Genomic DNA, 13,295 nt, shown 5'->3' on the forward strand with positions numbered 1-13,295 from the left:
CTGGCTTGGCCGTTTACCGGGCAGTGTGCAGTTGAGCGCAGAAACCACCCCGTTGACCCCATTGGACTGTGACCGCGGACACGTTTTAAGCTGGAAAGCGCTACAGTGAAAGCAGGATGACAACTTGTGTCCCTGACACCCAATCTGCGCACCGCCCGCGGCCCCGTCATGGAACCGCGGCGCCCTGGCGCTTGATGGGGGCTGTCCGGGGCACCAGCTACGAAGGAATGAAGGGATGTTAGATGTCTGAGGTCACCACAACAGCGGGAAACCAGTCCGGGGACGCACTGGAAAACCTCCTCACGGAGAGCCGGGCGTTTCCGCCCAGCGCGGAATTCGCCGCCAACTCGATCGTCAACGCCGACGAATACGATGCGGCCAACGCTGACCGCCCCGCCTTCTGGGGCAAGCAGGCCCGCGATCTGCTGAGCTGGAGCAAGCCTTTCACCAAGACCCTTGACTGGAGCAACCCGCCGTTCGCCACGTGGTTTGAGGACGGCGAAATCAATGCCGCCTACAACGCGTTGGACCGTCATGTGGAGGCCGGCAACGGCGACCGCGTGGCCATTCACTTCGAGGGTGAACCCGGCGACACCCGCACTTACACATACGCGCAGCTCACGGACGAGGTCAAGAAGGCCGCCAACGCGTTCGAGGCGCTCGGCCTGGCCAAGGGCGACCGCGTGGCCGTCTACCTGCCCATGATCCCCGAAGCCGTCATCACACTGCTGGCCTGTGCCCGCATTGGCGCCATCCATTCCGTGGTGTTCGGCGGGTTCTCCGCCGACGCCCTGCGCTCCCGCATTGACGACGCCGAGGCCAAGTTGGTTGTCACGGCCGACGGCACCTTCCGCCGTGGCAAGCCCAGCGCCTTGAAGCCCGCCGTGGATGCGGCGTTGGCAGCACCCGGGCACTCCGTGGAGAACGTCGTCGTCGTCAGGCGCAACGGCGAACCCGTCAACTGGGTTGAGGGTCGCGATTCCTGGTGGGATGACACCGTGGGCGCCGCCTCCAACCAGCACACAGCCGTGGGTCACGCCGCCGAGCACCCCTTGTTTATCCTCTACACCTCCGGCACCACCGGCAAGCCCAAGGGCATCCTGCACACCACCGGCGGCTACCTTACCCAGACCGCATACACGCACCGCGCCGTGTTTGACCTGCACCCGGAGACGGACGTTTTCTGGTGCACGGCCGACGTCGGATGGGTCACCGGCCACTCCTACGTCACCTATGCCCCGCTCATCAATGGCGCAACGCAGGTCATGTATGAGGGCACACCGGACTCCCCGCACCAGGGCCGCTTCTGGGAAATCGTGGAAAAGTACAAGGTCTCCATCTTGTACACAGCACCCACGGCCATCCGCACGTTCATGAAGTGGGGCGAGGACATCCCCGCCAAATACGATCTCTCCTCGATCCGCCTGCTCGGATCCGTGGGCGAGCCCATCAACCCGGAGGCGTGGATGTGGTATCGCCGCGTCATTGGCGCCAACTTGGCACCCATTGTGGACACCTGGTGGCAGACCGAAACCGGCGCCATCATGATTGCCCCGCTGCCCGGCGTGACAGCCACCAAGCCCGGCTCGGCCCAGGTACCCATGCCCGGCATTGCCGTGGATGTGGTGGATGAGCTCGGCGCCTCCGTCCCGCACGGACATGGCGGCTATCTGGTGATCCGCGAGCCGTGGCCCTCCATGCTGCGCGGTATCTGGGGTGACAACGAGCGCTACAAGGACACCTACTGGTCCCGCTTTGACGGCATGTACTTTGCCGGCGACGGCGCCAAATGGGATGACGACGGAGACGTTTGGCTCCTGGGCCGCGTTGACGACGTCATGAACGTCTCCGGGCACCGCCTCTCCACCACGGAGATTGAATCCGCTTTGGTCAGCCACCCCTCAGTGGCCGAGGCGGCCGTTGTGGGCGCAGCGGATGAAACCACCGGCCAGGCCGTGGTGGCGTTTGTGATCCTGCGCGGCTCAGCGGTGGAAGACGCAGACATTGTCACCACCTTGCGCAACCATGTGGGCAAGGAAATTGGTCCCATCGCCAAGCCCAAGACCATCCTGGTGGTGCCGGAGCTGCCCAAGACCCGTTCGGGCAAGATCATGCGCCGCCTGCTCAAGGATGTGGCCGAAGGCCGCGAGGCGGGCGACTCCTCAACCCTGGCCGACAACACCGTCATGAACCAGATCGCCGAGTCCCTCAGAGCCTAGCCCGTTACATCTGACCCGCAGAAAACGGCGAAAAATCGCGATTTGGACGCGATTTTCGGCGTTTTCTGCGGGTCAGTTGCTTAAGTCGGGAGGGTGGCCGCGCCAGTGGGGCATTATTAACCCATGACTTCAACCACTGCAGCGGACCGCGGCGCACTGCTGATTCTCAACGGCCCCAATTTGAACCTCTTGGGCACCCGCGAGCCGGAGATTTACGGCTCAGCCACGCTGGCCGACGTCGAACGTCTCGCCACGGCAGCCGCAACTGCAGCAGGATTCAGCGTCTCGTGCGTGCAGTCCAACCATGAAGGCGCCCTACTGGATGCCATCCATGCAGCCCGCGGCACGGCTGTGGGGATCATCATCAATGCTGGCGCGTACACGCACACCTCCGTGGCGCTCCGGGACGCGATAGCCGCCGTGGAGCTGCCCACCGTGGAGGTGCACATCTCCAATGTGCACCAGCGCGAGGAATTTCGGCACCACTCCTACCTGTCCGCTGTGTGCGGCACAGTCATTGTGGGAGCAGGCATCCACGGCTACGAGCTTGCCGTGAGCTACCTGGACAAGACGCTGGACTAGCCGCTAGCCAACCTTGCAGGAGCCTGCCGACACGGCACTGTTAAGCTGGGGCGCGGCCGCGATCACGGGGCCAGCCTCTTCCATGGTCAGCGCAAAGCCGATGTTGTTCTGCGTGGTGGCTTTCGCGAAGATGACTCCCACAACCCGGCCGTCACTGTCCAGCAACGGACCGCCGGAGTTGCCTGACTGGACGTTTCCAGCCAACTGATAAACGTCCAGAAGTGACTTTTGCCCACCGGTGATGTCCGGAACCATCATGGGGCCGGAGGACAGCACAGTGGCCGGCCGCACCTGCAAGGGCCCGCCCAGCGGATAGCCAGCAAACGCCGCGGCAGTGTTGTTCCGGGCCGTTTCCGCCGCGGGCAGCGGTGCAGCGTCCAATGAGTCCACGGCCAGGATTGCCAAGTCCTTCACGGGATCAAAGAACACTACACGGGCAGGCAGAACACCTTGGGTCTGGGTTTGCACAACCGGCCGCACCACACCGGCAACAACGTGCGCATTGGTCAGGACCCTCCCGGGCGACACCACAAATCCGGTACCAGTCTGGTTTTGCCCACACTGGAATGCCGTGCCGGAGATCTTCAGGACTGAACGGGCCGCATTGTTCCAGGCAGCGGTGTTGGTGTCGGCATTCGGGGCGGCAACCTGCACATTGGGGCCGGCCGGGTTCAGCAGCGCGGGAATGCCCTCATCCAAAACCAGGGAGCGAATCTGGGCGGCGGCCGCCTTGACGGGATCCGGTGTCCACGCTTCAATGCGGGAGATGACCTTCGAGTCGCTCAACTGCTTGGAGACGGCCGGGATACCCAGGTTGGAAACGCTGAATGCGAGCATGGAGATGACCAATGCGGCAACAAAAACGTTGAGCACACCACCCAAAATCCTGTTCACGGACCTAATGGAGTCCGATTTCACACGCCGCCCAATGGCGCGACCAAATCGCATCCCCAAAGCGTGGCCACTGGCTATCAATACCACCGTGGCGCCCAGCACCATTGCGGTGCGCCACCCGGGGCTGGGTGCAAATTGGTTGACAAAGGGCGCAGCAAAAAACGCTGCCGCAGCGCCGGCCACAAAACCGGCAAGGCCGCCCAATCCCACTACCAGCCCGGTTTTTAGGCCATAAATCAACTGCCACAGCAGCCACAGGATCAACACCGCATCTAGCCAGGAAAAACCAAACACCTATGAGCAGAGCTCCTCGCGGGCAGCGCCCGCCATTTTTTCGAAGGTTCGGGCACAGAATGTGTCCCGAATGCACATATTACCGGGGCAAGCCGGGCGATCCCTGAGCTTTCACGCGTCTCAATCTGCCAATATGCTGTCAACGAACGCGTTGAATGCCAAATTGGTCACAAAAACAGAAAAGTTCTGAAACAATCAGTATTAGGTCAGAACTGATTAGCTACATACTGTAAGGAGATTTCATGGACATCGAGGTACTACGCCGGGCACCCCTTTTTGCTACGCTCGACGACGAGGCATTCCGCCTTTTGACGGACGAACTGGCTGAGGTGGATCTGTCCCGCGGCGCATCTGTCTTCCGTGAAGGCGACCAGGGCGATCAGCTGTACTTCATCGTTTCGGGCAAGGTGAAGCTGGGACGCACGTCCTCCGATGGTCGCGAGTCCTTGGTTGCAATCTTGGGCCCGGGCGAGCTCTTTGGCGAAATGGCACTCTTCGATCCCGCCCCCCGCAGCACCACTGCGACGGCCGTTTCCGAGACCCGCCTGGCCGGTCTGAAGAACGAATCCCTGAACAACTTGCTGCGCAACCGCCCCGAGGTCTCCATGCAGTTGCTGCAGGCCTTGGCCCGCCGCCTGCGCCGCACCAATGACAACCTGTCCGACTTGGTCTTCTCCGACGTCCCCGGCCGTGTTGCCAAGGCCATTCTGGATCTGGCAGACCGCTTTGGCCGTCCGGCCACCGACGGCATTTTGGTGGCTCACGAACTCACCCAGGAAGAGTTGGCCCAGTTGGTTGGCGCTTCCCGTGAAACAGTCAACAAGGCCCTGGCCGAGTTTGTCCAGCGTGGCTGGCTCCGCCTGGAAGCCCGCGCGGTTGTCATCCTGGACGTCAACCGCCTGCGCCAGCGCAGCCGCTAGTCCCCAGCTCCGCCCCACTTCCAGCCGCTGGCGCGTCTGACACTGGGGCCACTCGGAGCTGTGGGTCCAAGCTCGCAGAGCAAAAAGACCGGCCCGGACACCTTATTGGGTGTCCGGGCCGGTCTTTTTTGCGCACCAGATCCGTTGCCTGGACGCGAGTGCTGACCTTGGCCGCATAAATGCCTGAGTAACCATGCATCTCGCGGCTGAGGTCAGCCCAATCGAATGAATCAGTGAACGCGATCCCCTACCGCTCGCGGCAGGCGCCACCCTCGGACGCCGTAGAGACTTCCAGGCAGAAGGTTTCAGGGTCCTCGCCAATGAGTCGGGGCTGGTATTCATTGATGGGGCGCTTGTGGTTCAAGTAGGCAATGCACCCGCGCGCAGCAGCAATCTTCTCCAGAATGATTTCGACTCCCGGGACCACCAGCTCACCCAGCGTCAGCCCCACGGTCAACGGCTGGGCCACTTCATCCCCGAGGGCAGTGCTGGTCCGGCTGGCCAGAATATCCCCGGCACTGGCCCACCGCCCCCAAACACCCTTGCTAGTAAGCAGTGACGGTTGCTGGTTGATGGGTGTTGCAGCGGCAAAGTAGCGGGTATCAAAGCGCCTGTGGGCAAAATCCGGGCTCAACCAATGGCTCAGCGGCTTGAGCAAGTCCGTGCGAAGCGCCAATCCGTACCGCTCCAACAGGGCAGCAAAGGTGGTTTCCTGCCCGGCGATGGATTCGCGGGCGCGCATCCATTCGGGTCCGGAAATGTTCTCCACGAGCGATGACGCATCGGGACCTGCCAACAAGATGCCGGTTTCCTCGAAGGTTTCACGAATCGCAGCCACCACGTGGCGCTTGGCCAAGCCAATGTCTGCCGAGCCCAGGCTCTTGGCCCACTGGGTGGGAGAGGGGCCCACCCAGTCGGTGACGTCGTCGTCGGCGGCCTCAATGGTGCCACCGGGGAACGCAACCGCGCCCAAAGGAGAACCCCCGGGCCGGTACGTCAAGAAAGTCTGCAAACCGCTAGGGCTGTCCTTCAACAGCACCACCGACGACGCCGGGCGCGGCTTGCTGGGTGTGCGGGCACCAAATTCCACCCAAGTCTGCGCAGCCTCCCGCTGGTCTGCACTCAGCGGGAACCTGCGCTTGCCCATGGGACGTGCGCCCACGGGACTGCTACTGGAATTCAGCAATCAGCTCAACCTCAACGGGAGAATCCAAGGGCAGAACGGATACTCCGACGGCGGAACGTGCGTGAACTCCGGCGTCGCCAAATACCTCGCCCAGCAGTTCGGAGGCGCCGTTGATGACGCCCGGCTGGCCCGTGAAGGAGGGGTCGGAGGCAACAAAGCCAACAACTTTGACAATGCGAGTCACCCGGTCCAGGTCACCAATGACGCTTTTGAGTGCGGCAATGGCGTTGATGGCACATGTTGCGGCGAGAGACTTTGCGTCCTCAGCTGAAACTTCGGCGCCGACCTTGCCCGTAGCTGTGAGTTTGCCGCCAATAAATGGCAGCTGCCCGGAGGTGTAAACGTGGTTGCCGGAGATGACGGCTGGCACATAAACCGCCACGGGCGGGGCCACGGGGGGAAGGGTCAGGCCAAGCTCGGCCAGGCGTGCCTCAATGCGCGCGGATCCCTGGTTTGATGCGGTTTCCACGGTTACGCCTTCTCTCGTTTAAGGTAGGCCACCAAGCCCCTGCCATCGGGTCCGGGGACAACCTGGACGAGCTCCCAGCCGTCGTCTCCCCAGCTGTCCAGGATCGCCTTGGTGTTGTGGATAATCAGTGGAATCGTAGAGTACTCCCATTTGGTCATACGTCAAAGAGTATCCCCTGCCGGTAAACTGAGAAAATGGCAGCAAAAAAACACCCCATTTTCGATACCGCCACCACTCTGGGCAAATTGGTCGCCTTCCTGGGCGTCAGCACAATTTGTGGTGTCCTGGTGGCCGGGCTCATGGTGCCCGCGGTAGCGCTGGCGGGCACAACCACCACCTCATCCATCTCATTTTTTGATGACCTCCCGGATGAGATGACTGTTGGCACCCCGGCCCTGTCGTCGAAAATTCTTGCTGCCGACGGTTCTGTTATTGCAACTTTCTACGATCAAAACCGTACCGAAGTTGCCCTCGAGAACATCTCCCCGTTCATGAAGAACGCGGTGATTGCCGTTGAAGACGCCCGTTACTACGAGCACGGCGGCATTGACACGCGCGGCTTGATCAGGGCAGTGACCTCCATGGCGCAGGGTGGTGGCCGCCAGGGCGCCTCCACCATCACCCAGCAGTACGTGAACAACGTCATCATTCAGACGTATGCTGCCAATGGCGAAACCGACAAGATCAAGCTCGGCGCCGATAAGGGTGTTGGCGAAAAGGTGCGCGAAATCAAGCTCGCCATTTCTATGGAGAAGAAGTATTCCAAGGACGAAATTCTCCAGGGCTACCTAAACTGGGTCTTCTTTGCCAACGGCAACTTCGGCATCGAATCAGCTGCATCCTTCTACTTTGGTGTCCATGCCAAGGACCTGACCTTGACCCAGGCGGCACTGCTGGCCGGGGTGGTCAACAGCCCCACCGTCTATGACCCCATTGCCAATCCTGAAGCTGCCATTGGCCGGCGCAACTTGGTGTTGGATCACATGGTGGATCAGGGCATGATCGATGCGAAGCAGCACGCCGACGCCGTCAAGGCGGAGATCGGCTTGAAGGTTCAGCCCAGCCGCAACGGCTGCACAACTGCGGTCCGCGCGGAGTACTTCTGTGAATATGTGACCAACGTATTCCTCAACGATCCTGCCTATGGCAAAACCAAGGAAGACCGTCTCAAGCTGCTCAAGCAGGGCGGCTTGACGGTGAAGACAACTCTGGATCCGAAGTTGCAGGATGCAGCCCAGGCCCAGATCAACAACTTCCTGCCCATGAACAACAACCCTGACAAGGTTGGCCAGTCAATGGTCTCGGTCCAGCCGGGTACCGGCAAGATCCTGTCCATGGCACAGAACACCAAGCTCACTGCGCCTGAAGGCCAGTGGAGCAATGTTTACAACTTCAACGTTGACATGTTTGACGCCCAGGGCAATGAACTCGGCGGTGCCGGAGGTTTTGCCACAGGTTCAACTATGAAGCCCTTCACGTTTGCAGAATGGCTCAATTCCGGGCACAAGATCAACGAGACCGTTGATGGCTCCGTCCGGAGATATCCGTTCGGCTTCCCGTGGCAGAACTCCTGCGGGACGGTTGCGGGAGCCTACGACAGCTCTGACCCGAATGCCGACAAGGACCTGCAAAACGCTGAGGGTAACTTCTACCAGCGGCTCACGGCCCGTGAAGGCCTGTACAACTCGCTCAACACCGCCACGTTTGCAACGGCCGCGAAGCTGGACTTCTGCAACATCCAGAAGATGATGACGGCTGCCGGCGTCCACGACGGCAAGGACCCCAAAAAGCCGTATGACATGTCCTCACTGAGCAATCTGCTCGGCGCCAGGCCTGTTTCCCCCATGATCATGGCGAATTCCTTTGCCACCTTCAGCGCCGGCGGCATCCATTGCGATCCCATCGCCCTGGTCTCCGTCACCAACGCCAAGGGTGACAAGTTCCCGGTTCCCTCCGCCAGCTGCAAGCAGACCATCAAGCCCGAAGTTGCAGCGGGCGTCAGTTCCGTGCTGGGTGAAGTGCTGGTCCGCGGTTCCGGCTACCAGATTCCGCTGCAGTTCAAGCCCGCAGATCCGCAGCAATACAACGCCGCTGCCAAGACCGGTACCACCAATGATTCTGAGCAGACGTGGACCGTGGGCTACACCAAGGGCCTCGCCACCGCATCGTGGATTGGCAACCCGGATCTGGGTGCCCGCTCCTCCAACGGCCTGTTGATCGCCAATCAACGCATCGGCTACGTGGACGGTGCCACTTATGCCGGCAAGGCATGGCAGGGCTTCATGAACCAGGTTGCGGGCGGCTTTGATCTATCTGTCTTCCCTGCCCCGCCAGCAAGCATGGTCAACCCGCCCATCACCATCGCACCCAAGCCCGCAACGCCAAACTCCGGCGATTCGGGCAAGCAGTCAAACGATGCCCCGGCCAAAAACGACCAGAGCAACAAAGACAAGAAAGACTAGAGCACGGCTCTCATGACAGGCACAGGCAAGGCCGGCTCCGGCCTCCGAACCTTGGGTGCTGCGGCGGGTCTTGCCGTGGCCACGGGTGTGGGTGCGGTTGCGTACGGCGCCCTGATTGAACGCAACTGGTTTGCCATCCGCCAGGAGCGGCTCGCGATTCTGCCGCCCGGGTCAGCGCCGTTCACAGTGCTGCACCTCTCGGACATCCATCTCTCCCCGGGCCAGCACAAGAAGGTGCAGTGGCTGCGGGATCTCGCCGCAATTGAGCCGGACCTTGTGGTCAACACAGGCGACAACCTCAGCCACCCCGGAGCCATTGCGCCGCTGTTGGATGCCTTGGGGCCGCTCATGGATTTTCCCGGTGTCTTTGTGCCCGGTTCCAACGACTACTTCGCGTCCACCTTCAGGAACCCGTTTGCGTACTTTGCCGGGCCCTCCAAGCTACCGTCGGGCAAAAGGCGTGAGCCCATCGCTTTGGAGACCGATGCCCTCCACGCAGGCTTTGGTTTGGGTGGTTGGGTGAATCTCACCAACCGGGCGCAGTCCATCCCGTTCAACGGAATTCGCTTTGACTTCAGTGGCGTGGATGATCCGCACCTCAATCGCGAACGCTACGCAGGGTGGCCGCGCGGTTCGTCCACCCAGGACAACGCCCCGCACGTGAAGATCGCCGTGGTCCACGCCCCGTACCAGCGCGTTTTGGACCATTTCACCAAAGAAGGGGCCGACTTAATTCTGGCCGGCCACACCCATGGCGGACAGGTCTGCCTGCCCGGGTACGGCGCCTTGGTCACCAACTGCGATCTACCCACGTGGCGCGCCAAGGGCCTCAACGCCTGGGACGCCCACGGGCTGAGCAGTCCCGTCAACGTCTCCGCCGGCATTGGCACGTCTCGCACTGCTCCGTTCCGCTTTGCCTGCCGGCCCGAAGCCGTTGTCCTGACGCTGACAGCCAAGGATTGACCGCCAGTCAGCTGCCGCACCCATCGGTTTAACTAGCTAGAGGATCCCTGATGAGAAGTCGTTTAGTCCTGTTGGCAGCGTCACTGCTGCTCTTGAGCGCATGCGGCGCTACACCCGGGCCTGGCAGCACAGCATCAGAGGCAACCGCCGCGTCCGCTGGGGCACCCGAGCAGTGCACGCCCGCAACGGGTGGAATTCCCGGCGTCGCAAAAGATTTTGAGTGTCTGGACCTCATATCTGTGAGCGGAAGCGATTCCACTGGTGAGTTGGCGTGGTTGGGCAAGGATCCATTTACACTGGTGACCCTGCCGCGAGACGGCGGCGTGTTCTTCTCCTCCAAGACACCCTGCAACACGCTCATGAGCCAGGTGGAAGTTACCGACACACAATTTGTGGTGGATTCCAATCTGGCCATGACCATGATGGCTTGCCAGAGTCCCCAAAGCGACTACGAGAACTGGGTTATCAAGTTCTTCTCCACGCCCCTGGACTATGCGTTTAATGCGGGCTCACTGACCCTGAGCAACAGCGTTGGGACGGTTACTTTCAAGCCGGTAGGCGCTTAGCAAAAGAGCCGCTTCCCTCGGCCCGGCAACACGATTTCGCGATCACGGCCACTGTCCGCTATTCTTGAGAGGTTGCTTTTTCAGACCTTCACAGGTCTTGGCGAAGTGGCGGATCGGGGTGTGGCGCAGCTTGGTAGCGCGCGTCGTTCGGGACGACGAGGCCGCAGGTTCAAATCCTGTCACCCCGACCAAATCACAGCAGCGGTATCCACTTCGGATGCCGCTGCTGTTGTTTTGTCCAGGGGATCTCCCACCCGGGCGCACGGGCGTTGACGGGCAGGCACCAGCAACCGGCGGCTCCCAGCTGGCAAGGAGCCGCAACGGCTAAGATGGAACCTATGAGTGACATTCTTCCCCCGTGCCCCGTCTGCGCTAGCGAATACAGCTATGAGATGGGTGATTTGCTGGTCTGCCCAGAGTGCGCCCACGAATGGTCGTCGGTTGAGGACAGCGGCTCGGAAGAGGCTGAGCAGGCAACTGTTGTGAAGGACGCCGTGGGAAACGTTCTGACCGACGGCGACACCGTCAGCATCGTGAAGACCATGAAGATCAAAGGCAGCCCCCAGGATCTGAAGATCGGCACCAAAGTACGCAACATTCGTTTGATTTCCCCTGTCAACGGGCATGACATCGACGCCAAGGTTGACGGCTTTGGCCCCATGAAGCTCAAGTCAAGCGTGGTCAAAAAGGTCTAGTCCAGCCCAACTTTTTTAGACAGGATGTTTGGGTGAGTTCATGGTTTGAAGCGCTGCCGGCCTTTGTCGTGGCGTTGTTGATGCTCGCCCTGCCCGGCGGCGCAGTTCTGCTGGCTCTGCGGGTTCGGGGTCTCATGGCGCTCTGCTTGGCCCCTGCCGTGTCGGTGTCAGTCATCGCTGTCAGCGCGGTGGTGGCTCCCCTGATCCAGCTGCCCTGGAATGTGGCGGTGGTGCTCTTGGGCACCGCCGTGGCCGCAGGGGCTGCGTGGACGGCCAGGCGCTTTATCCCCGCCCTCGCCGGCAGCTCCCTCCAGGAGGGACGGAAGCACGGCATGGGTGTGGGTGCAGCTGCCGCGGGAGTTCTCATTGCATTGGCGATGACCACGGCGCTACTGACCTCTGTTGCCAGCAACCCCGAACAGTTCACGCAGGGCTACGACTCCGTCTTCCACCTCAACGCCACCGCATATGCCGTGGAAACATCCAATGCGTCCTCCTTTGCCATTTCCGGGTTCATCCTGCCAACGGTGAAGTCAGCATTTTATCCCGGCGCCTGGCACGGACTGGCGAGCCTGCTGGCCATAGTCACCGGTGCCAGCGTCCCCGCCGCAACAAACATCATGTGGCTGGCAATGGCGGGTGTGGTGTGGCCGCTGAGCTGCGTTTTCTTGACACGCGTCCTCTTTGGGACCGGCCGCACCCTGCTCGTCTCGGCAGCAATTCTGGCAGCCGCCTTCCCCGCGTTTCCATGGCTCCTGCTGCAGTACGGGTCCGCATACCCCAACTCCCTCTCCAACGCTCTGGTTCCCTTGGGCATCGGGCTGGTGTTGTTGGTCATCAGGCCGTCCGTGCACACCGACCTCCAACCCGCCCAATCCCTGGCCGTGGTGGTGCTGTTCATGCCGGGGGCCATCATGGCCCAACCCAACGGGATTTTCAGCATCCTGCTGGTCTTGACGCCGCTGCTGGGATACTTGATTTTCGCGTGGCTGCGCACCGGTTTCAGGCGGTCCCGGCGTCACGGCTGGAACCGGTTGGGCCTGCTCCTCCTGACAACCGCCGTGGCAGCCGCCGCCATGCTGGCCGTGCCGCAAATCCGCAGCCTTTTTGGGTACACGAGCCCGGCATTCCTGTTCTTTCCGCTTGCCCTGCTGCGCAACTTCACCCACGCGCCAGCACCCATCTGGTTCCCGGCGCTGGCCCTGACGGCCCTGGTTCTGCTGGGCTTGCGCACCGAATTCCGCCGCCCCGGGCTGAAATGGTTGCTGCCGGCCCTGGTGTTGGTGGCGTTCACCTACCCCTTGGCCACAGGCACGGATGCCAGCCTGGCCAACATTGTCATGGCTCCTTGGTGGGACAACCCGGAACGCATTGCCGCCCTCATGCCATTGCTCGCCGTGCCGCTGGCGGCTCTGGGCATGGCCAGGCTGGTGGCATGGCTGGCCACCAGCCTCCCAGCGCTCTTCGCCGGCACAGGCTTGTGGAAGTACAGGGGCAGGACGACGACGGCGGCCACCCTCGCCGTCGTACTAGCCTTCTCCAACCCGGGCCTGTGGCAGATGAAGGACCAGGTGGGCATGATGTACAACGTCCCTGCCGAACCTGATGGGCTGGCGCAGGTGGATGCGCAGGAGCTGGCGTTGATTCACAGGCTGGGAGAATACACCGGCAGGGACGATGTCCTCGCCAACAATCCCTACAACGGCTCCGCCCTGGCGATGGCGCTGGCGGGGAGCCGAATGCTGTTTCCTTACAGCTCGCAGGGGGATTTGAACGCCGATCTGTACACGCTGCGTTTTTGGCTCAACCGGGTGGGCAGTGATCAGGAGGTGTGCGCGGCGGCAAAACGCCAGGGCGTGACACATCTGCTGGATTTTGGCACCGACTACATCCCCGCGTTCAACGATCCGCGCTCGCTCTATCCCGGAATCACGCTGGCACCCGATTCCGATGCGTTCACGCTGGTGGCCAGCGAAGGGCACGCCAAACTCTACAAACTGACCCTTTGTGGAGGCGCACCTGTCTAGAAGGACAGCAACCACCGG

Annotated in this window: 12 protein-coding genes and 1 tRNA gene; 9 read left to right on the forward strand and 4 right to left on the reverse strand. The window is 61.6% G+C overall.

Annotation, left to right across the window (positions count from 1 at the left end; genetic code table 11):
- Positions 1-242: 242 nt before the first annotated feature.
- Both acs and aroQ read left to right on the forward strand, forming a co-directional pair.
- On the forward strand, positions 243-2,219 hold the full coding sequence (acs, locus tag ACX80Q_RS02010) for an acetate--CoA ligase (protein ID WP_459328842.1): 1,977 nt from the start codon (positions 243-245) through the stop codon (positions 2,217-2,219).
- A gap of 123 nt (positions 2,220-2,342) precedes the next feature.
- A complete protein-coding gene (gene aroQ / locus ACX80Q_RS02015; RefSeq protein WP_459328843.1) occupies positions 2,343-2,801 on the forward strand; it encodes a type II 3-dehydroquinate dehydratase in 459 nt (152 codons plus the stop codon).
- Between the two features lie 3 nt (positions 2,802-2,804).
- Here the strand turns inward: aroQ and ACX80Q_RS02020 are convergent, their stop codons facing one another.
- Positions 2,805-3,989 (reverse strand): MarP family serine protease, encoded by a 1,185-nt coding sequence (locus tag ACX80Q_RS02020; RefSeq protein ID WP_459328844.1) that lies wholly within the window; start codon positions 3,987-3,989, stop codon positions 2,805-2,807.
- A gap of 242 nt (positions 3,990-4,231) precedes the next feature.
- On the opposite strand from ACX80Q_RS02020, the gene ACX80Q_RS02025 reads away from it, so the two are divergent.
- Positions 4,232-4,909 (forward strand): Crp/Fnr family transcriptional regulator, encoded by a 678-nt coding sequence (locus tag ACX80Q_RS02025; RefSeq protein WP_103463810.1) that lies wholly within the window; start codon positions 4,232-4,234, stop codon positions 4,907-4,909.
- 247 nt (positions 4,910-5,156) lie between these two features.
- Here the strand turns inward: ACX80Q_RS02025 and ACX80Q_RS02030 are convergent, their stop codons facing one another.
- The 3 genes from ACX80Q_RS02030 to ACX80Q_RS02040 are packed head-to-tail and all read right to left on the reverse strand — an operon-like array spanning position 5,157 to position 6,722.
- A complete protein-coding gene (locus ACX80Q_RS02030; protein WP_459328939.1) occupies positions 5,157-6,056 on the reverse strand; it encodes an NUDIX hydrolase in 900 nt (299 codons plus the stop codon).
- 22 nt (positions 6,057-6,078) lie between these two features.
- Complete coding sequence (locus ACX80Q_RS02035) at positions 6,079-6,564, reverse strand: RidA family protein (protein ID WP_459328845.1); 486 nt, start codon at positions 6,562-6,564, stop codon at positions 6,079-6,081.
- A gap of 2 nt (positions 6,565-6,566) precedes the next feature.
- A complete protein-coding gene (locus ACX80Q_RS02040) occupies positions 6,567-6,722 on the reverse strand; it encodes a DUF4177 domain-containing protein (RefSeq protein WP_165788018.1) in 156 nt (51 codons plus the stop codon).
- Positions 6,723-6,758: 36 nt separating this feature from the next.
- On the opposite strand from ACX80Q_RS02040, the gene ACX80Q_RS02045 reads away from it, so the two are divergent.
- The 6 genes from ACX80Q_RS02045 (at position 6,759) to ACX80Q_RS02070 (ending at position 13,277) form a co-directional block, all read left to right on the forward strand.
- On the forward strand, positions 6,759-9,026 hold the full coding sequence (locus ACX80Q_RS02045) for a transglycosylase domain-containing protein (RefSeq protein ID WP_459328846.1): 2,268 nt from the start codon (positions 6,759-6,761) through the stop codon (positions 9,024-9,026).
- Between the two features lie 12 nt (positions 9,027-9,038).
- A complete protein-coding gene (locus tag ACX80Q_RS02050; RefSeq protein ID WP_459328847.1) occupies positions 9,039-9,989 on the forward strand; it encodes a metallophosphoesterase in 951 nt (316 codons plus the stop codon).
- Positions 9,990-10,039: 50 nt separating this feature from the next.
- Positions 10,040-10,555, forward strand: a complete 516-nt coding sequence (locus ACX80Q_RS02055; protein ID WP_459328848.1) for an META domain-containing protein — start codon at positions 10,040-10,042, stop codon at positions 10,553-10,555.
- A 114-nt stretch (positions 10,556-10,669) separates the two neighbouring features.
- Positions 10,670-10,746, forward strand: a tRNA-Pro gene (locus ACX80Q_RS02060).
- A 147-nt stretch (positions 10,747-10,893) separates the two neighbouring features.
- A complete protein-coding gene (locus tag ACX80Q_RS02065; RefSeq protein ID WP_459328849.1) occupies positions 10,894-11,250 on the forward strand; it encodes a zinc ribbon domain-containing protein YjdM in 357 nt (118 codons plus the stop codon).
- Positions 11,251-11,282: 32 nt separating this feature from the next.
- A complete protein-coding gene (locus ACX80Q_RS02070) occupies positions 11,283-13,277 on the forward strand; it encodes a DUF6541 family protein (protein WP_459328850.1) in 1,995 nt (664 codons plus the stop codon).
- Positions 13,278-13,295: the final 18 nt, after the last annotated feature.

It is taken from the genome of Arthrobacter sp. HLT1-20 (genome assembly GCF_054510895.1).